The 19,546-nt window shown below is 40.7% G+C and carries 13 protein-coding genes; 5 read left to right on the forward strand and 8 right to left on the reverse strand.

What is annotated here, in order from left to right; genetic code table 11:
• Position 1: 1 nt before the first annotated feature.
• From J0L60_07405 to J0L60_07415, 3 genes are all read right to left on the reverse strand, one after another.
• Positions 2-2,944: an ATP-binding domain-containing protein gene (locus J0L60_07405; GenBank protein ID MBN8545945.1), complete on the reverse strand. Its 2,943-nt coding sequence runs from the start codon at positions 2,942-2,944 to the stop codon at positions 2-4.
• A gap of 400 nt (positions 2,945-3,344) precedes the next feature.
• Entirely contained in the window at positions 3,345-4,151 is an 807-nt protein-coding gene (gene arsM, locus J0L60_07410) for an arsenite methyltransferase (GenBank protein ID MBN8545946.1), read from the reverse strand.
• 25 nt (positions 4,152-4,176) lie between these two features.
• On the reverse strand, positions 4,177-4,494 hold the full coding sequence (locus J0L60_07415) for a winged helix-turn-helix transcriptional regulator (GenBank protein ID MBN8545947.1): 318 nt from the start codon (positions 4,492-4,494) through the stop codon (positions 4,177-4,179).
• A 154-nt stretch (positions 4,495-4,648) separates the two neighbouring features.
• Between J0L60_07415 and J0L60_07420 the strand changes: the two genes are divergently transcribed.
• Both J0L60_07420 and J0L60_07425 read left to right on the forward strand, forming a co-directional pair.
• Positions 4,649-5,260 carry a TetR/AcrR family transcriptional regulator gene (locus tag J0L60_07420; protein MBN8545948.1) on the forward strand — a complete coding sequence of 204 codons (612 nt, stop codon included), beginning with the start codon at positions 4,649-4,651 and terminating at the stop codon, positions 5,258-5,260.
• A gap of 73 nt (positions 5,261-5,333) precedes the next feature.
• Positions 5,334-7,694: a TonB-dependent receptor gene (locus J0L60_07425; protein MBN8545949.1), complete on the forward strand. Its 2,361-nt coding sequence runs from the start codon at positions 5,334-5,336 to the stop codon at positions 7,692-7,694.
• A 52-nt stretch (positions 7,695-7,746) separates the two neighbouring features.
• On the opposite strand, the gene J0L60_07430 is transcribed toward J0L60_07425, so the two are convergent.
• Genes J0L60_07430 through J0L60_07445 form a run of 4 tightly spaced genes read right to left on the reverse strand, consistent with a single transcriptional unit; the run spans position 7,747 to position 12,930 of the window.
• The gene (locus J0L60_07430) at positions 7,747-8,499 is read right to left on the reverse strand and encodes a TIGR00266 family protein (protein MBN8545950.1); all 753 of its coding nucleotides are present in this window, start codon (positions 8,497-8,499) and stop codon (positions 7,747-7,749) included.
• Between the two features lie 27 nt (positions 8,500-8,526).
• On the reverse strand, positions 8,527-9,174 hold the full coding sequence (msrA, locus tag J0L60_07435; protein MBN8545951.1) for a peptide-methionine (S)-S-oxide reductase MsrA: 648 nt from the start codon (positions 9,172-9,174) through the stop codon (positions 8,527-8,529).
• Entirely contained in the window at positions 9,164-10,351 is a 1,188-nt protein-coding gene (locus J0L60_07440; GenBank protein ID MBN8545952.1) for a GAF domain-containing protein, read from the reverse strand. The genes msrA and J0L60_07440 overlap by 11 nt, the downstream gene beginning before the upstream one ends.
• 56 nt (positions 10,352-10,407) lie before the next feature.
• The gene (locus J0L60_07445) at positions 10,408-12,930 is read right to left on the reverse strand and encodes a S9 family peptidase (protein MBN8545953.1); all 2,523 of its coding nucleotides are present in this window, start codon (positions 12,928-12,930) and stop codon (positions 10,408-10,410) included.
• Positions 12,931-13,164: 234 nt separating this feature from the next.
• Between J0L60_07445 and J0L60_07450 the strand changes: the two genes are divergently transcribed.
• Genes J0L60_07450 through J0L60_07460 form a run of 3 tightly spaced genes read left to right on the forward strand, consistent with a single transcriptional unit; the run spans position 13,165 to position 16,037 of the window.
• On the forward strand, positions 13,165-13,392 hold the full coding sequence (locus tag J0L60_07450) for a hypothetical protein (GenBank protein ID MBN8545954.1): 228 nt from the start codon (positions 13,165-13,167) through the stop codon (positions 13,390-13,392).
• A complete protein-coding gene (locus J0L60_07455; protein ID MBN8545955.1) occupies positions 13,376-14,380 on the forward strand; it encodes a substrate-binding domain-containing protein in 1,005 nt (334 codons plus the stop codon). The genes J0L60_07450 and J0L60_07455 overlap by 17 nt, the downstream gene beginning before the upstream one ends.
• Before the next feature lie 13 nt (positions 14,381-14,393).
• Positions 14,394-16,037, forward strand: coding sequence for a tetratricopeptide repeat protein (locus tag J0L60_07460; GenBank protein ID MBN8545956.1), 1,644 nt, complete (start codon positions 14,394-14,396; stop codon positions 16,035-16,037).
• 68 nt (positions 16,038-16,105) lie between these two features.
• Here J0L60_07460 and J0L60_07465 read toward each other — a convergent pair whose 3' ends face one another.
• The gene (locus J0L60_07465) at positions 16,106-19,375 is read right to left on the reverse strand and encodes a PD40 domain-containing protein (GenBank protein MBN8545957.1); all 3,270 of its coding nucleotides are present in this window, start codon (positions 19,373-19,375) and stop codon (positions 16,106-16,108) included.
• Between the last annotated feature and the right edge of the window lie 171 nt (positions 19,376-19,546).

The raw sequence follows: 19,546 nt of genomic DNA on the forward strand, positions 1-19,546 counted from the left end.
ATTATTCCTGCTTTAGTTTTATTATACTCTCTTTAAAAAGATTCCAAATGTTTTGGTCACTGTAATATTTTGCGGTAATTTTTCTCACCATTCCGTCATTTCCATAATCGACTTCAATCTCTAATTCACTTGCGTGAGAATAGAAACGAATTTTGTCTTTATACGCAAACTGGACTATAGCCTCAAATTTAATCTCCGCAGCAAACAATGCAATTCTCAATTTTTCATATTCTAATTTTCGCCATTCATCTTTGATTAGGTCGAAGGAGGTCATTTCAGACTTCTTTGTAAGGGCATCCAGGACTATTTTGGATAAGTTCCCATCTCCTCCAAGAACTGGTTGCAAATGAAAAAGTCCCTTTGCTGTGTATGAAATCGAAAGAAGTGTTGCTTGGTTGTTTTCATTTGTTATAATATACCTTTCTTGCCAATCATAATGTTCAATATTTTTTATATTAAGTTTCACAACTGCAAGTTTAGCTGTTACAAAAGCTTTTAGTTCCTCAATGCGGAGTGTTGGCTCCGAGTTATATGACTGAAAGAATACCTCCTTGGGTTTCATGCCTGTATTACTATCAATGATTTCAGTATTATCAAAAGGACTAATTGATTTGTAATTAATTAGATTTACTTTCTGCCTTGCTCTACTTAAAGCCGTGTAAAGCATTCTAAAGTAAGTTTCGTGGTTTCTTGAATTATTGTACCCTATTCCTGATTCGATATTAATGATTACTTCATCCCACTTGAATGATACAGACTTGTGTATGGTCATTGCCCACCCAAACCTAAGTAGTGCAGCATTTTTATATTTGTAGTATTTTGTTGAGGGGTCTTTAGCAAGAGAATACTTAATTTTTCGTCTATATTCACTCTTCGCCCGGTTTATTAATTTCTTTTGTTCACTTTCCTTATAATCAAGTTTCCCTTTTACTTTTTGACCTTCAATTAGACTTTGTTTAAGTTCAGCTATTTCTTTTTGATTTAGTTGATAAATATCTGAAGTCACCAATTCTGAATAATAAGGAGACTTTTCAAATGGATTCTCTTTTAAATAATTGTAGATTTGGGTATTGAGAATAATCTTGAATGCAATAGTTTCATTCTTGGATAGTTCGGGCTTCAGACTTTTAGAAAAGTTTTCTAAACTCATTACTAATACCTTATCACCAGAACCATTTAATTGCAAAGCAATTTCTCTAAAAATTATTTCCGTTTGTTCTCCCTTAATTTTGACAGTTTCAGAGATTCGGTTTTGATCAATACCAATTACTCTAGCAAACTGTCCATTGTATATTTTTTTTGGAACTGCAAAAGGATCATTTTTGTCATCAAAAGAAATATTGTTGTGGAATAGAACTAAATCATTCGTAGCCATCTCTGTACCAGTTCCAAAGATGGATTTTTTTATCCATAGATTTATTTTATGTGCATCTTCGTTGCTAAATACCAGAATATGTCCATCAATATTGTCCAGGACAAATTGTTTTACACTTGTTAGTTTATCGTTGTTGTGGATGATCGAAACTTGACTCCCAGCAACAAAATTCAACGAATTGAATAAATTCGCTTTAATGTTCTGTACACATCTTAAAGCCTGATTGTTTAAGTCAGAATAATTGTGTTTGTCAACTAATGAATACGAAGAGACATTAAGTTTATAGATTTCTTCCAAATATGCGGGATTTAGTGGAGATTCTTCTGTTCTACCAAATTGAAGTAGAAATGGATCGCCAATAAATATAATCTTACGCATCGAAGAATCAAGTTCTGCGAAATTGAGAAAATCTCCCAGCAAATATCCTGTACCAAAAACCAGATCAAAAGACTCATGGTATGAATCGGAAACCAGTTGTGATTCATCAACAATAAACAAGGCATTTTCTGTGTTGTCGCATTTTTTGAGTGGAACAATTTCTAAAGGTATTTCAGCCGATATCCCCTCCTTTTCAATTTCAGTTATAAGTTCTTCATTTTCTGAATTCACCTTTTGACTTTCGTTCATTACCCCTCCATAAATAAACGAATAAATACTATTTACCTTCTCAAACCCATTTAATGACAAAAGATTATGAGCAATTCTACTTGATGCAGCAAAAATCTCCGTTTCGTGAATTTGGGAATCATAGGCGAGTTCTTGAATAAAGGGTATTAGGGATGTTTTTCCGCTATGGATCGTTCCTTGCAAGATAAAAACTTGCTTTGTGGGGTCTTCTAAAAATTTTTTGATTTCATCCAGAGCTACCTTTTGGTCATCATACAGCTTGGAGCGATCAAATTTAGCGGATTTGCTTGCGACTTCAATATTAATTTCTTCTTTTTGCCTCTTCTCAAGCGTGTATTTGTCAGCCTTAAAAACTTCCTTAAAGACATCAAACGATTTTTCAGTTAAATGCACATCCCTATCAGTCACATCTATGATGTCAAGAACCTTATCCCGGAAATTTCGTTTTTCAACTATGAAAAAATTCAAGCTTTCTTTTCTTGGAATGCTGCCAATAATATTAACCTCATCTTGAAAACATACGATTCGAATGGTGTGAAATGGATTGAAAGAGTCGGAGGTGCAAATTTTGGTTTCAATAATTTTTTTTGAAACTTCAATAAATCTGCGTTTTTGGTTTTTTAGTTGTATAAATGGGTTTTTTGAACTACCACCTTTAACTTGTTCCCCGGTTTCTGTTATCCATAGACCAACTTCAAAGTCATATTCATGAGGAAGTGTAATTGTTCCATTATAGTTCTTAAAGTCGATAATACAAACGACATTATTCGTAATGAGTAAAGCGTCAATCTGAAGTCGTTCATCGACCTCGCATACCGGGCTCCCCAAAAGTAATCCGTCAAGGTTTCGTTCTTTAAATAAGTCGTTAAGTTGTTCTGAAAAATGTCTAAAAAAAGAATTTTCATAGCTTTTGGAAAATGTGTTCTTTCGAATTTCTAGCATAAAGCCGTCCACATTTTATGCCGCGCTATATGGTTGGGGTAAACACTAAGTACTATACAGTAATAAATATTAAGATAAAAGTAGCTTTTCGGCATGAGTGGATTTTTTTTCATTCTTTTGCCTTCAGACTTTGTAAAATTTTACTCTGGCAATTTACTAAAACCATTTGTGAAACCAAATAAATGAGCACTTGGTACCCCTAAAATTCTCAAATAGAATTAAACAACTTGCTATGTCCGGATATTCGTAAGTAGTTTACAAATATTAATCATGGAGAGGTAAGAGAATAATTGGCGCAAACGAGAATTCGAGTGGTTAAAGACAATGGGGTACCACATCCTTTTGAGATATGATACCCCAATGAAATCAACTAAAAGTGGGGGTAACGAAAAATCTGTTTTTATTTATCAGCAGTTACAGTAATACTGAATATACCCGCACCACTTTCTCTGAACGCTTTTAATGCTGCCTCATCAAGATACTTTTGTAGTAGTTCATCGGGAAGTGTAATCCGTTTACTTTTCTTTATTTCGATGTTTTTGAATCCTGCATTTTTTATTACTTCAAGATATTCTTCCTGCTGAAGGGCACCGGCTACACAGCCCGCGTAGAGTGTTGCAGACTCTTTCAACTCATCCCGAAGCTCTCCCTGGAGCACCACATCCGACATGCAGAAATGTCCACCCGGTTTCATTGTTCTGTAAACTTCACTGAATGCTTTTTCTTTGTCGGGAACAAGGTTCAGTACACAGTTTGATACAATTACATCAGCCAGATTATCCTCGATTGGCATTTTTTCGATGTCTCCAAAAACAAATTCAACATTTTCATAACCGAGTTTGGTTTTGTTTTGGTTTGCTTTTTGAATCATGGCTTCTGTGAAGTCGAGTCCTATAACTTTTCCTTTTTCACCTGTAAGTGCTCTTGCCACAAAAACATCGTTTCCTGCTCCCGAACCGAGATCAATCACGGTGTCACCTTCCTTTATACCGGCAAATTCGGTTGGCAGACCACATCCAAGATTAAGGTCGGCATCCGGAGTGTAGCCGGGGAGATTTGTGTAGTCATCGGAGAATACTGTGAAATCCTCTGTATCAGAGCAGCAGTAGGTTGTTTGCGGGCCGCAGCAACTTGATTGGGTTGCATTGATGACGATTTTCGAATATCTGTCTTTAACTATGTTTTTCATTTCTTCGTTCTTATTCATTGTTTTATTCCTTTTTATTAAGCTGTCAGCAGCAGCCAATGTGAGTAAAAAGTTTGTCCATAGCCATCTTGGCTCTGGTTAAGGTTTCTTTGTTAATACAGTAGCAGATTTTTGGTCCGTCAATCTCTCCCGTTATTAGTCCGATTCTCTTCAGCTCGCCCAGGTGTTGTGAGACGGTCGACTGTGAAAGGGGGAGCTGATCAACAAGACTTCCCACCATGCAACTGTTCATCCGGTTAAGAATTTTCAGGATACTTATTCGTGCCGGATGAGAAAGCGACTTTGCAATATCCGCAAGCCAGATTTCTTCATCGGTAAATTGCTCTTTTTTAGAGAATGCCATAAAATTCCTATATTGTATATCGTAAATATACGATAGATATAATTACAATGCAAGTGAAAAAGTAAAAAAAAGAAAAAAAAGTTCTTGACATGAATATGTTAAAATACTTAACTTTGCACATAAAATAAACACTGTTCAGTAAACAAGGCCTGTCATGGGAATCAGCGAGCGAAAAGAGAGAGAAAAACACGAAAAAAGGAGGATGATTCTCGATACAGCAATACAACTGTTTATCGATGAAGGATATGAGAATGTCTCGATCCGAAAGATTGCGGACAAAATCGAGTATTCTCCCGCAACCATCTATCTCTATTTTCAGGACAAGGATGAAATACTGAGCAATCTCCAGCAAGAAGGATTTGTTAAGTTTTACAATTTCCTTCATCAGGCGGAATCTGTTACTGACCCCAGAGAAAGAGTGAAAGAACTCGGAAGGATGTATGTCCGGTTCGGTCTCGAGCACCCGGAGTATTACGATCTGATGTTTATTGCCAGAGCTCCGATGAAAAAATATGGTGAAAACAAAGAGTGGAAAGAGGGTCGCGAGAGTTTCATGGTACTTCACCGTACTGTAGAGTATGCGATGGAAAAGGGAGTGGTAAAGCAGGGTCCTCCCATGCCGGTGGCATTCGGACTCTGGTCGTTTGTTCACGGAATAGTTTCCCTGGTAAACAGGCAAAGAATAAATGAAGTTAAAGGTGATGACCTTCAGGCACTAATTAACAGCACAATTGATTCAATGTTAAATGAAGTAGTGCATACTTAAATTTTTTTGGCATAAAACTAAACAGTGTTAATTAAATAATCAATCATAATTAATCAAAAATAAAGAGGCAGCAATGCGTTTAATAGTTTTTTTAATACTGGTTACCGGACTGATTTTCGGTCAGAACACAGGCAGTATATCAGGATTTGTGTATGATCAGGACACAAAGCAACCATTACCCGGGGTCACTGTAAGAGTTCTCGGTACTCAGCTCGGTGCGGTCAGTGACTATAACGGAAAATATAAAGTAGATAAGATTCCAGAGGGGATCTACAGAGTGGAATTCTCTTTCGTTGGTTATGGCACTCATCTTGAAAAAGACACCCGGGTAATCCGGGAAAAAACTACTGGGGTTCGAGAAGTTGAACTTGTTCCATCTCCCGTTGTTGGCAAAGAGGTTACCATAAGGGCAGGTCTGTTCAATGATGATCAGAGCAGCACAATAAACACTTTCGGTTATAACAGGGAAGAGATACTCAGAACTCCCGGCGCAGGAGGAGATATCTTCAGAGCCATTGAGACACTTCCCGGTGTAAGCAGCGCCGGAGGGGAGTTTACAGCATTCTCGGTCAGAGGAGGAAGTCCAAAGGACAATATCATACTCGTGGACAATATCCCTTTTGACAGGATTGCTCACTTTGACAGAGGAAATGAAGATCAGGAAGTGCAGGGTGGCAGATTTTCGATTTTCACTCCGGGAGTAATTGATGCAGCAACATTTCAGGCAGGCGGATTCGCATCGCGGTACGGCGGAAAAAATTCCTCGGTTGTAGACCTGAAAATAAAGGAGGGCAATTTTGACGGATTTACTGTGAACGGTACCTATGATATTCTTGGATGGGAAGTGAATTATGACGGACCGTCGTTTATCAACAAGAACACTTCGATTCTCTTTTCTGCAAGAAAACAGGATTTCAGAAATATTCTTCAGTGGACGGGCCAAAAAGAACTCGGCGATCCTTCCTTCATGGATATTCTTTTCAAGAGCACAACCCGGTTCGAAAATGGTAACAAAATAACAGTGGTGGGCATCTTCTCACCGGAACTGTTCGACCGAAACATTGACCATGTTTACGAAAGTGATAAGGCATTTGATACCGACCTTATTCGTCAAACAGAGACAAAAAGAGTTTTCGGAATCAATTGGAGAAGTCTGCTGGGGAGTAACAGTTATTTCACATTGACGGGTTACTACAAAAACAAAGATGTGGCGGTTACACTCGGAAGGGTAATCAACGATCCGGTTAATGGAATCCGGCCGGCAAAAGAGCAGGCCGGGATAGTTCAGGATCTTTACCGTAACAGCGGATTCGAAGAGGAAGCGGGTGTGAAATTCGAGTTCAATCACCAGTTCAGCAAACAACTTGGTGTATCCTCGGGATTCGAGATCAGCCAAATTTCAGCATCATACGATTTTATTCTTTCAAGGACTGATACCGTTTATACATTCGACAGGAATGATTTCAGACCCGACCCTTCAAAAAAATATTTGATCGTCACTCCCGGAATGGTGAACAATATCTTCAGTGACAATGCAGTAAATGGAAGTTTCTTTGCCGAATTGAACGGAAAGTTTGGACAGTCATTCAGCTACAATATTGGAGGAAGATATGAAAGAACAGGATTCAGCAAGTCAGACAATTTTTCACCAAGATTAAGTCTTGCGTGGTTTGCTGCCGAAAACATCAGATTAAACTTTGCCACCGGAGTTTATTATCAGGCACCCGATTTTCTGCTCATTACCGAATTCAACGGAAACAAATCGCTGAAGAATGAACGATCGATTCATTTTATCGGAGGTGTAACTGCATATCTCTCCGATGAATATAAATTAACGGTTGAACCCTACTATAAAGAATTTTCTGATCTAATCGTGAGACCCGACCGTACAACTCCCGCACGAATCAACGGTGGAAAAGGATGGGCAGCGGGTGTTGATATCTCAATCGTAAAAAGATTGACTGACAACTGGTACGGACAAATAAACTACTCCTGGTCACAAAGCGAACGAAATGACGACCTTGGGGAAGGATGGTATAATTCAGACTTCAGTCAGCCAAATCTGTTCAATATTTTACTCGGTTACGAATTTAACGAAGCCTGGGCTGTTTCTTTGAAGTGGAAGTATGCCACGGGAAGGCCAAAAGACTCTTATATCGTCCATTCCGATGTTATGAACGATCCCGGATATCTGAGATATTCAAAGGAAATAACAGGCAACAATTCGGAAAGATTTGATGATTTTCACACTTTGAACCTGAGAGTGGATCACAGATTGCAACTTGGGAAAATTGCACTTGTAATGTTTCTTGACATTTCAAATGCTTACAGCCGGTTAAATGTGAATGAAGAGCGTTTTATCAACCGTGATGGTTCGATAGTGAAAAAGGGATTTCAGATATTACCGACTTTCGGATTGAAAGTCGAATTTTAACAAAAAAAGGCGGTGATGAGCCGCCTTTTTTTTATCTGCAATTTAATTCAGGTTAGTCTGAGCTACTGAAAGTAGTAGTGCTGGGTTTTGGAACTCTTGCAATAATTTTGTCTGCGAGTCTCGAGAACGGGAGGCTTTGGATATAGACGGTTCCGGTGCCTCTCAATGTGGCAAGAAAAATTCCTTCTCCACCGAGGAACATCGTTTTTAGATTTCCGGCTCTTTCGATATCGTAGTCAATTCCTTCGGTAAATGCCACAAGACAACCAGTATCAATCCGCAATGTGTCATTATGTAAATCTTTTCTGATTATGCTTCCACCGCAGTTGATGAATGCCTTTCCGTCACCTTCGAGCTTCTGAAGAATAAAACCTTCACCACCAAAGAAGCCTGCTCCAAGTTTCTTTGTAAAAGCAATGCTTACTTTTGTACCAAGAGCAGCAGCGAGGAACGCATCACTCTGGCAAAAGAGTCTTCCACCGAACTCAGAGAGATCGACAGGTATTATTTTCCCGGGAACAGCCGAAGCAAAAGCAAGTCTTTTTTTACCACTACCGCGGTTGGTAAAATGTGTCATAAAAATGGATTCACCAGCGAGGGCTCTTTTACCTGCAGAAACGAGCTTTCCAAAAAAACCGCTGTTTGTATCACTTCCGTCTCCCATTTTGGCTTCAAACTCAATGCCGCTTTCCATATAGCACATCGCACCTGCTTCAGCAATAACAGTTTCTCCGGGATCGAGCTCAACTTCGACCATTTGCAGATCATCGCCTATAATGGTGTAATCAATCTCATGTGATTTCATTTGTACTCCAGTTTGGTTAAAGTGTTGTTATTTGATTTTATCTTTAAATATTTTGTTAAATTTTTCGATTTTCGGTTTTATTACGAATGAACAGTAGGGTTGGTTCCCGTTTTCATCAAAATAATTCTGATGATAATCTTCTGCCACATAGAATTCCTGAGCGGGTGATATTTCTGTAACTATTTTATCGGGAAAAATTCCTGATGAATCAAGCTCTTTTTTATAGTGTTCAGCAAGTTTTTTTTGTTCCTCGTTATGGTAGAAAACGACTGACCGGTACTGGGTTCCGACATCATTTCCCTGACGGTTCAGAGTGGTAGGATCGTGAGTCTTCCAAAACACCTCCAAAAGTTCCGTGAATGAAACAACGGCGGGATCATAGAAGATTCTGCACACTTCGGCGTGTCCGGTGTTTCCCTCGCAAACCTGTTTATATGAAGGATTTTTGACACTGCCACCCGAATAACCGGAGATTACTTTTTCCACTCCCTTAAGACGCTGAAAGACCGCCTCCACACACCAAAAACACCCTGCACCAAAAGTGGCTGTATCGAGCTTCGATTTGTCGACTGTCATTTTATCTCCGTATTTTTTTGTCCTCTCCTCCGAATTTCTCTGACAACCGGTAACGGGAAGGAGCATCAGGAAAAGGAAGAGAAAAAGTTTAATGGCCATTATTTTTTGCGAATTGTTCGGTATCATTAATTATTTTTCTGATTGAACCCTCTATCAAATCGAGCGAACGAATCAATTTGGAATCGTATAAATAGTCGGACCTCAAGTTGTCGATAACCCCCAACGGATTATTATGTGCGACTGCATCACGAATAATTCCGCTCATCTCAAAAATTGTAGCGAACTTGGTTTCACGCAATATTGTATCCTGTGCAATGTCGAGTTCCTTATATGCAACCTGAATTTCTTCAAGTTTGTTCCTGTAACTTTCTCTCAACAATGCATTTTCGAGCACTATCCCGACTCCTGAAGCAAGGGCACCGAGATACGATTCATCGTCGTGGTCAAATTCACCCGATTTCTTATTCAACAATTGAATCACACCGATTACTTCACCATTAATGTTTTTTAACGGGTAGCCGAGAATATTTTTGGTTCTGAACCCTGATTTCAGATCAAATTCTTTGTTGAATACGGGATGCGAGTAAGGATCTGCGATAATCAGCGGCTCACCTGAAGTAAATATTTCACCGGCAACACCCTGATTGGAGGGGAATCTGATTTCAGAAGCCTTTAGTCCGATTCCTGTTCTGGACCAAAGCTGGTTTTTTTCCTTGTCGTAGATGAAGACGGTTGCCCTTTCGACAGCAAGCACTTCAGCCGTCATCTTAATAATGTGAGCGAGAAGCTCGTCGAGGTCAGTGATGGAAGTAAGGGAGCGGGACAACTCGAGAAGCACAGTCAATCTTTTATTCACAAGAATCAGTTTATCGACTCCACTGTCAGGCTCGGCGGGTCTTATTGGCTCCGCTTCATCCTTGAAGAAGAGAGAGACAGCGTCCTTCAGCTTGGCAACGGTCAATGGATTCTGAATAAAATGGCTTATTTTACCTCCAAAAACTATCTCTCTCGTATCGTAGAAATAGGAGGAAATAACGATAACAGGTGCCGTTTCCCCCCTTGAGTGAACCGCGTCAATAAACTCGATTTCAGACATTGAGGGTTGGGAAATCTCTACGATAATCAGGTCGTACTTTTTTGAAGAAAGTTCGCTCAAATTTTGGGTGTTTTTAGCCAGGTGAAGGAGGTCGTGACTTCCTTCCCTGGCAAATTCGAGATATATATCAATTGAGCGGGGATTATCGGAAAACAGGGCGATTGATTTATAAAGACTCATAAGCTTTATTTAGATTGATTAAAAAGAGATTTACAAGCCGCTAATATACATAAAAATTATTTTGAAGAGCCCTCATACAGGAAGTTCCACCATGCGGGATTTTTCTTCAAATATTTATCAAAATAAGCAAGAATTGTTTTTGACCAGTGTTTCCGTTTATCATAGTCAAGAATGTGGTGGTCCTGCTTGTCAATTTCAATGAGTTCCACATCTTTTCCTAACACTTTTAGTGCTGTGTAGAATGTCATGCTTTCTCCGGGAGGTACATTTGTATCATCATTTCCGTGAAGAAGCAGAAGGGGAGTGTTCACTTTGTCAGCCGAAAAGAGAGGACTTTTATCGACATAGATATCTTTACGGTTCCAAGGGAAACTGTTCGCTGTTGCAACTGCGGAATATACAAGCCCCCAGAATCCTTCCCCCCAGTAACTTGAAAGGGAACTTATACCTGCATGAGAGATTGCAGCCGCAAACATATCGGTCTTGGTTATCAGTGACATCGTCATAAATCCACCGTAGGAGGCACCAATGCAGCCAAGCCGCGAAGGGTCGACTGCCGGATACCTTTTCAGCATCTCTTTTGTCCCTTCAATGATCTCCTGAGCAACCACTTCACCCCAGTCGTTCACATGGTATGCTGCAAATTGCTGACCGTAGCCAATTGCCCCCGAGGGTTGTACAATGAAAACAATATAGCCATTTGCAGTCCAGATGTTCTTGGGATACCGTCCTTCGAACAGGTTTGAGACGGGGGTGGTTCCACCATAGTAGTTTACAATGCAGGGGTATTTTTTATTCGGATCATAGTTCGGAGGGAAGAAAACCGCTCCCTCTATATTTCTTCCTTTGCCGGAAGTGAAGGTAAACTCCTCATATTTACCGGGAACGATGTCCTTGTAAGTTTTTTCATTCGGGTTGAATAAAAGTGTCGATTTTCCCGTCTTTGTATTGTAGAGCCAGACCCGTTCGGGGTAATCGGGATTTGAACCGCTAATGATGGCATATTTGAACTTTTTGTCAAAATCGAGTTTCTCCACCGATTTAACAGGCAGTTCGATTTTTTTGAATTTACCGTCGGAGGAAAGAGAATAAAGAGTTTTGTAACTTTTATCAGTGGTCAACAGCCAGATCATGCCCGAATTGTCATCAAGATTGAAGGATGAAATAGCAGGATCAAAAGTTTTTGTAAGGCATTCCGCTGTTTTTGATTTAAGATCGTAACGGAAAAGGAGAGTGTTATAGTCGTTCGGGATCAGTTCGGGAGGGGTAGTTACTCCTGTATTCCCGAAAAGTGCGGGTCCGCCGGTTATATACAGTTGCGAATTGTTTGAATTAAGAACCGCATCACCACCGTAGAAAACCCTGAAGAGGGAGTCAAGAGAGCCTGTTTCGAAATCATAAATAAAATGATCTGTGTATGAATAAGGGCGTCTCGTCATATCATAATCAGACCTGGTGAGAATAAGCTTTTTATTGTCTTCAGAAAGAGATGAGACAATCAGATTGTCATCGAACCCCGTTATCACAGAAGTAAGGCCAGTTTCGATGTCGTATGAGAGTGTTTTATATTTATTCCTTGACCCCGGGGCTCTGTCCTGGATCCCTTTGTGTCTTTTTGCTCCATTCTCGAACTGATCAACCTCCTTATAAACCGTATAAAAGAGTTTGGAACCGTCTTTGCTGAAGAAAAATCCGGACAGATTTTCAATTCCCTCAATCAGGGTTCGTGTTTGTCCGTTTTTCATCGAGGCGAGATGGATGGAGGAAGTTTTATTTCCGCTCGAACTGTATGCATAAGAGTCATCTTTTACCCATTCAAATCCGGAGACTGAAACAGTCCGCACCTGGTTTCCGGTTTCATTTTCAAAAATCAGAATATTCCTGTCGAACGATGCCTTCGATTTATTTCTTTGGTTGATTGCAACAGCCGAGAATTCGCCGTTCCCTGAAATTGACACACTCTGTATTTTAGGGTCGTCGAGCAGTCTTTCGAATGAAGTATACCGGGTCGGATCAACAGTTGGAGCTATAACCGTCCCGGGTTCTTTGGGCTTTGTTAAGGATACTTTCAGGTCCCTGTCACCGGGTACATTGCCAACACTCAGTACTTTAATAACAACAAGATGTTTTCCTGCTTCGAGGTTCAACGGAATTGTTACCGATTTTGTGATGGAAGTGTCGGAATCGGGTGCGTCGATATTCGATTTTTTACCCTCACTTCCGAGATAAACCCGGTATGGCATTCTGGAGGTAACCTTCATATCTGATGAAGTAAAATCGGAAACCTCGAGATAAAAGGCTGCATAATAGATTGAATTTTTGCTCTTATCAACATTTTCAAGAAAATAAGGAGTCAGCACATCCCATTTATCCCTATCTGGGAGTAACCCGATTACGGGCAATATATTGTCACCGTCTGAAAATACCGATTTAATATCCGGATTCTTGTCTGTGTGGATAACCGGGCCGGTTACTTTAAGAGGTCCGTAAACGAGAAAACTGTTTACTTTAATATCTACGGACTGGGTTAAAATTGTGGTCACAGAAAAGACCAGCGTCAGGAGCAACTTTTTAAGCATCTCTTGTCTCATAATGAATGAATAAAGGGGGTGTGTAAAAATACAAAAAAGGAAGGTTATTGTACCGGAAAAAAAGTAAAAATGCCTCATAAAATGCATCATGAAAAGTTTATTATCTAAATTATTTTTTTTCTTCTGCTTATATTAATGTTTGCCTTTAAAAAAATTACGAATTTTGATACCGCTTCAAATTAAAGGTTAAACGGTACCTTTTCAACACTAACCGGCGCGAAATTGTTTTCACAAGTTATCAGATATTTTGAAATGTTCATGGCACTCTTCTACATTGGTGCAGGTGTTGTGGTATATTTGGGATACATCCCGTTATTCGAGAATCTCTCGGATTATGAGCTGTATCTTATCTCGGGCGGACTGGTCGTCTATGGAACCTTCAGGATATACAGATCGTATAAGAGGATAATGGAGAGCCGCGAGGAAAACTCAAATGAAGAAGATCAATAGAGTTCTAGTATTATTTTTGGCAACAGTTGCCTTCCTTTTCACTTCCTGTGAAAATAAAATTTCAACCGGTCAGGCTGATGAACCCACGATGGGTAAAAAGAAGATCGCCGTTGATGAAACATTCAAACCTGTCTTTGAAGAACTTGAAAAACAGTTCGAAACACTCTACCCAAATGCTTTTCTCGACATCATTTATGCACCAGAATCAAAGGTGGTCGACCTTCTTCTCCAGGATTCCGTCCAGATCATTTTTATTGCCCGGGAGTTGAACGCAAAAGAAGCCGCAATTATGGCAAAAAGGGAAGTGGTTGCACGCAACACAAAGATTGCCTATGACGGGGTTGCAGTACTCGTGAACAAGAATAACAAACTTGGTGTCCTGACCCACGACGATCTTATGAGAATTTTTACCGGCAAGGTTACAAAATTTGACGAGATAAAAGAAGGTCTGGCAAAAGAACCGTTTTCGCTGGTGTTCGAAAACTCGCTCGCAGGAACAGTAAATTTCTTTGCTGCCCGATATGGTGAAGATTTCCGTACAGCCAAGAATGTTTACGACCTTAAAACACCAAAAGACCTTATCAGTCATGTCTCGACAAATGCAGATGCAATTGGCTTCCTGAGCTCAATTTATGTATACGATGACGCTGACACAAACAAAACGACTTTTATAAAAGATGTTAAAGTTCTCGATCTCGAAGTGGCTGATTCAATTAAATCAGACCAAAAAGCAGTCGGTCCATGGCAGTATTATGTTGCTCAAAGATACGATCCCACGGTAAACACCGAAAGAGAACCACCTCTCTATCCGCTCGTCAGAAGCCTCACTTCTGTGAACTTTGAAGGCAGGGCAGGTTTAGGACAGGGATTTACCGCCTATGTAGCGAGCGAACCGGGACAGCGGACAGTACTCAGATTTGGTCTGGTGCCTGCCCGGATGCCCGTCAGGATCTTACAAATAACAAACCAAAATATTCAAATCAAGTAAAGCCGGAATATATATGAAAAAGACAATCTTGCTTTCCCTCCTCCTCGTTGTTGGTGCATTCACATTAAGTAATGCTCAAAATCTTAAAGATGCCCACAAATATCTGGAAAACGAAAGCTACACAAATGCACTGCAAACATACAACCAGTTGCTGGCCGAAGAACCCGGCAATGTTAAGTATGGTTATTTTTTAGCCCATGCCTACCTGCATGTCGCAAGAAATGACAGCGCAAAAATGGTGATGGATAAATTTACTGCGACTGCTGCCGGCGATCCTTACTACATGCTGGGAGTCGCCACCCTCGCATTCAAAGATAAAAACTATACTCTTGCCAAAGACCTGATCTCACAGGCACTCGCGAAAGTTTCGACTGAGAAAAAAGGTACAACGATTTATGATGTCGAATTTCTCATTGACTTGTCTGATGCCATCTATGTTGGCGGTGCCGACAAGGAAATTTGCGAGCTTGGAATTGATGCCATATTAAAAAATCTGTCAAAAGATCCGAAGAATTATGATCTCCTGATCGCAGCAGGAAAGATTTATTATACCATTCCTGATGGCACGAATGCTCTTAAGTTCTTCAAATCAGCGCTCGATATTCAGAGCAATAAACCCGCTGCACATGTGGGGTATGGACAGGTTTACAGACTGATCAAGCAATATGGTTCTGCCGAAATCAAATTTCAGGATGCGTTAAAACTCAACCCGGACTATGCTCCTGCATACCGTGAGATTGCCGAAATGAACTACGATATGGAAGACTATGCAAAAGCAATCCAGAACTATAAAGAGTATTTGCAAAAGTCGGAAAAGACACTTCCTAATCTCAGAAGATTTGCCATTATCCAGTATAACGGTAAAGATTATGTCGGGACAGTTGCAACCACAAAAGAGTTTCTTGCCAGCGCTGGAAAGAATGCCGACATGTGGGTTCTTCAGGCTTATGCATACGATATGACAGGCGATTCAACAAATGCAATTGCATCATTCGATAAATATTTCTCATTCGTTGAACAGCCAAAGATCAAAGCCTATGATTACGAACTCTATGGTAAAAACCATAAAAAAGTTGGAAACGACTCGATTGCAGTTCTGAACTACATTAAAGCTGTTGATCTTGATTCCACCAAATCCACTCTTCTTGGTGATGTTGCAGCATACTACTTCAAGAAAAAAGACTGGGAATCTGCTGCAAAGAGCTATAAAAAGAAAGAACAGCTCGAACGCGGACTGGCACAGCGTGAATACTACAACCTTGGAATGGCTTACTATTTCGGGAAAAATTACGATGCCGGTATTGTTGCATTCGACAGTCTCTTAAGCCAGAAGGCTGACTTTGCCCTTGGTTATTTTTATAAAGCTTTGTGCCTCTCTCAAATAGAGACACTTGATTCAACCAAGTTTGGAATTGCGAAACCTGTATTCGACAGTTTTATAGCAATCGCCGGTAAAACCCCGGATAAATTCAAGACACAGCTCATTAATGCTTACGATTACATGGGTTATTTTTACTTCCAAAGTCAGGATAAACCTGAATTCAAAGACACCTGGAAACAAAATTTCAGAGATGCCTATGAAAAAATTCTGGTTCTCGATCCTAATAACCAGGGAGCAAAAGACAACCTTAAGCTGGTACCCGCGGATAAAAAGTAAAGCAATTATATAAAAAAAAGGCCGCCCGGGCGATCAGGCAGCCTTTTTTTTATGTCCAATTCCAACTTTTATTTGCTTTTATCCGGGAAAGCGGGAACAGGGTTCTTCTTAACGGGATTCTTTTCCAGTTCTTTCAGTATCAGTTCGATTCCCTTGTTGAGCTGTTCATCAGTTCCTGAAAATTCGAGTGCAGGGTCGTTGTCGACAACTATGTCGGGATCGACACCATGCCCTTCCATGATCCACTTAGCCTCATTCAGGTGGTAAGGACCAAACTCAGGTTTATTCAAAATGCCACCGTCGACAAATGGAAGTGAACCGGAAATTCCCACAACACCACCCCATGATCTCTTACCGACAAGCTTGCCGAGATTGGCAGCTCTGAAGCGATAGGGGAAGATGTCTCCATCCGATGCAGAGAACTCATCCATAAGCAGAATTTTAGGCCCTACATGCATGCCTGTCGGATTAAAGGTATTGATGGAATTTCTTCTGTAGTTCATCATTACCGGCATTCGAGCGAGTCTCTCGAGAATTTGAGGAGAAACATTTCCGCCGCCGTTTCCTCGATCGTCGATGATGAGAGCTTCTTTGTTCAACTGAGGGTAGTAATATTTTACGAACCAGTTCAGTCCGTTTACACCCATGTCGGGGATATGGATGTAACCAACTTTTCCTTCTGTGGCTTTGGTGACTTTTTCAATATTTCCTTCCACCCAGTTGAGATAATAGAGATTCTGTTCATCAGCAACAGGAACCACGGTAACATCTCTCGAACCTTTTTCGTCAGCAACAGTGTTAACGGTAAGTACCACCTGTTTTCCTGCACGATCGACGAGCGATTCATAAATGTTATCCATCTCCTTCACGGATTTTCCGTTCACTGCGATGATATAATCACCCTCTTTTACATTTACACCGATTTCAGTGAGAGGAGAACGGAAGTCTTTGTCCCAGTTTTGTCCGGTAAGAATTTTCTTAACCTTTACATATCCCGAGGCATCTTTTTCCAGTTTTGCACCGAGGAGTCCCAGGGCAATTCTCGCAGCTTTGGGATAGTCACCGCCACCGACATAGGCGTGCCCGATATTCAGTTCACCGATCATTTCTCCGATAATGTAGGTCAGATCAATTCTGTGGTTTACATAGGGGAGCAGCACTTCATACTGTTTTTTTACTGCTGCCCAATCGACCCCGTGCATGTTTTTCGCATAGAAGAAATCGCGCATTTGTCGCCAGGACTCATCGAAAATCTGTTTCCATTCAGCTTTTCTGTCGAGCGACACCTTTAGATCGGAAAGATTCAAGGCATCTTTTATTTTTACAGGAGCAGAAGGAAGTGGTACTATTCCGTAGGAATTTCCAACTCTTACGAGCATTTTTTTCTCGTCGGCAGAGATTTCATATCCGGCAACCTCACCGAGATTAGTCTCTTCCAGGTCTTTCAGATTGTATGAGTAGAGGTTGAATTTGTCCTCCCTTGCACCCCTTCTGTAGTAGAAAATTTTATCAGCAGTTGTAGAGAGGTTTCCATAACTGCCTGAGGGTGCCGGTATTTCCGCAACCCTGTTCAGAATTCCGTCAAAATCGATGACGAGTTTCTTCGATACTTCCTTTGAATCCTTTGTCTCTTTCGATTCTTTGGTATCTTTTTCTTCCTTCTTCTCAGGAGCCGGTTTCTCTTCTTTTACAGAGACTTCATCACTTTTGGGTTCGAAAGGTGATTTAGTCGAATTCTGAAGGGTAACCAGATACAGTTTTGTCATGTCTGAATAGATGTGATTCCACTCTGTCCAGCCATAGGTCGGGTTGAATGTCCTTTCCGAGGTGAAGAAGAGATATTTTCCGTCTTTTGAGAAAACAGGTTGCCCGACATCGAAAAAGCCATCGGTAACAGGAGAAGCTTTTTTATCATCAAGCGAATAGATATATATTCTTGATGATACATTGTCCTCTGCTTTATTGTAGGCAATGTAACGGCTGTCATGCGACCAGTCGAAGGCAAAGACAGGAGTAACATCTGATTTGTCGACCTGAGTTATTGTTTTTGAGTCGATATCAACAAAGTTTAATGTATAATTCTGGTCGGAGAAGATCAGCTTTTTACTGTCGGGTGACCATTGAATCGAGAATTTATAAGCATTTCCGCCTTTTGTAATCTGAATTTCCTCACCTTTGCCATCCTGAGGAGTAATATATACTTCATCCTCTCCACTTTTGTCGGAGATATAAGCAATAAATTTGCCGTCAGGTGACCACTTCGGTGAGCGTTCATGAATTCCTGAAGTGGCTGTCAGATTTCTGGTGGCACCATTCTTTGCGGGAACCGTAAATATATCACCTCTGGCGCTTAAAAGAGCCCGGTTTCCATCGGGTGAAATCTCAAAGCTGGCGATATTACGGCTTACATCCACTATCCCGTCTCTGCCTGTGGCAAAGTCATCACTGATCCGGATTTCAACTTTTGAATATTTGTCATTCGTAATATCGAGTCTATAGATGTATCCGGCGTTTTCGAAAACAATGTAATTCCCACCTATCGAGGGGAATTTCACATCGAAATCGGTAAAATTTGTAATCTGTTTCTCCTGCTTTGTCGCGAGGTCGATTGAATACAGATTCATGGTGCCGGTTCTGTCGGAGGCGAAATATATTTTGTTGCCTGCCCACATCGGGAAAATGTCCTGAGCGGGATTTTCCTGAACACGGGTAGTCTTCTTTGAATCAAAATCATAGATCCAGAGGTCATCCGCCTGTCCGCCACGATAGCGTTTCCAGGTTCTGAACTCCCTGAAGACCCTGTTGTAAACAAGTTTTTTTCCATCAGGTGAGAATGTGCCAAAACCACCTCTTGGGAGAGGGAGCTGTTCGGCGAGTCCACCTTTTACATTTGCGAAAAAGAGCTGACCTTTCCAGTCATTTGGCTCTATCCATCTGCTGCGAAACATCACTGTTTCATTGTCACGCCATGCCATCACGATGTTGTTTGGTCCCATTCTGTCAGATACATCGTCCCTTCCAAGGGTTGCGGTGTAAGTCAGTCTTTTCGGGACACCACCCGTTGAGGGAATCAGATACACTTCGGTATTTCCATCATACTGCCCCGTGAAAGCTATATGCTTGCCGTCGGGGGAGAATTTGGCGAACATTTCAATTCCCGTGTGATTGGTAATCTTCCGGGCAGTACCACCGGTGGCATTCACAATATACAGATCACCTGCATAAGTAAAAACAATCTGATCACCGTTGATATTTGGAAATCGAAGAAGCCGGGATTCCTGTGCCTGCAGTTCGAAAACTGCCAAAAGCAGAGAAATAAACATGATTATTCGAGTCATAGTACCTTACTGTTTTTGTTAATGGAAAAATAGATTTGAATATTATTCAAAAAAAATTGATATATCAACTGTTTTTTGATGGAGGGTTATTGAATGAGGGGAACGGCAGATCCGCTACAGAGACTGTAAAACACGGCATAGCTCCCCCCCGACGCCGAGTTTAACCGGCTT

Source organism: Ignavibacteria bacterium (assembly GCA_017302895.1).
Lineage (GTDB): Bacteria > Bacteroidota > Ignavibacteria > Ignavibacteriales > Ignavibacteriaceae > UTCHB3.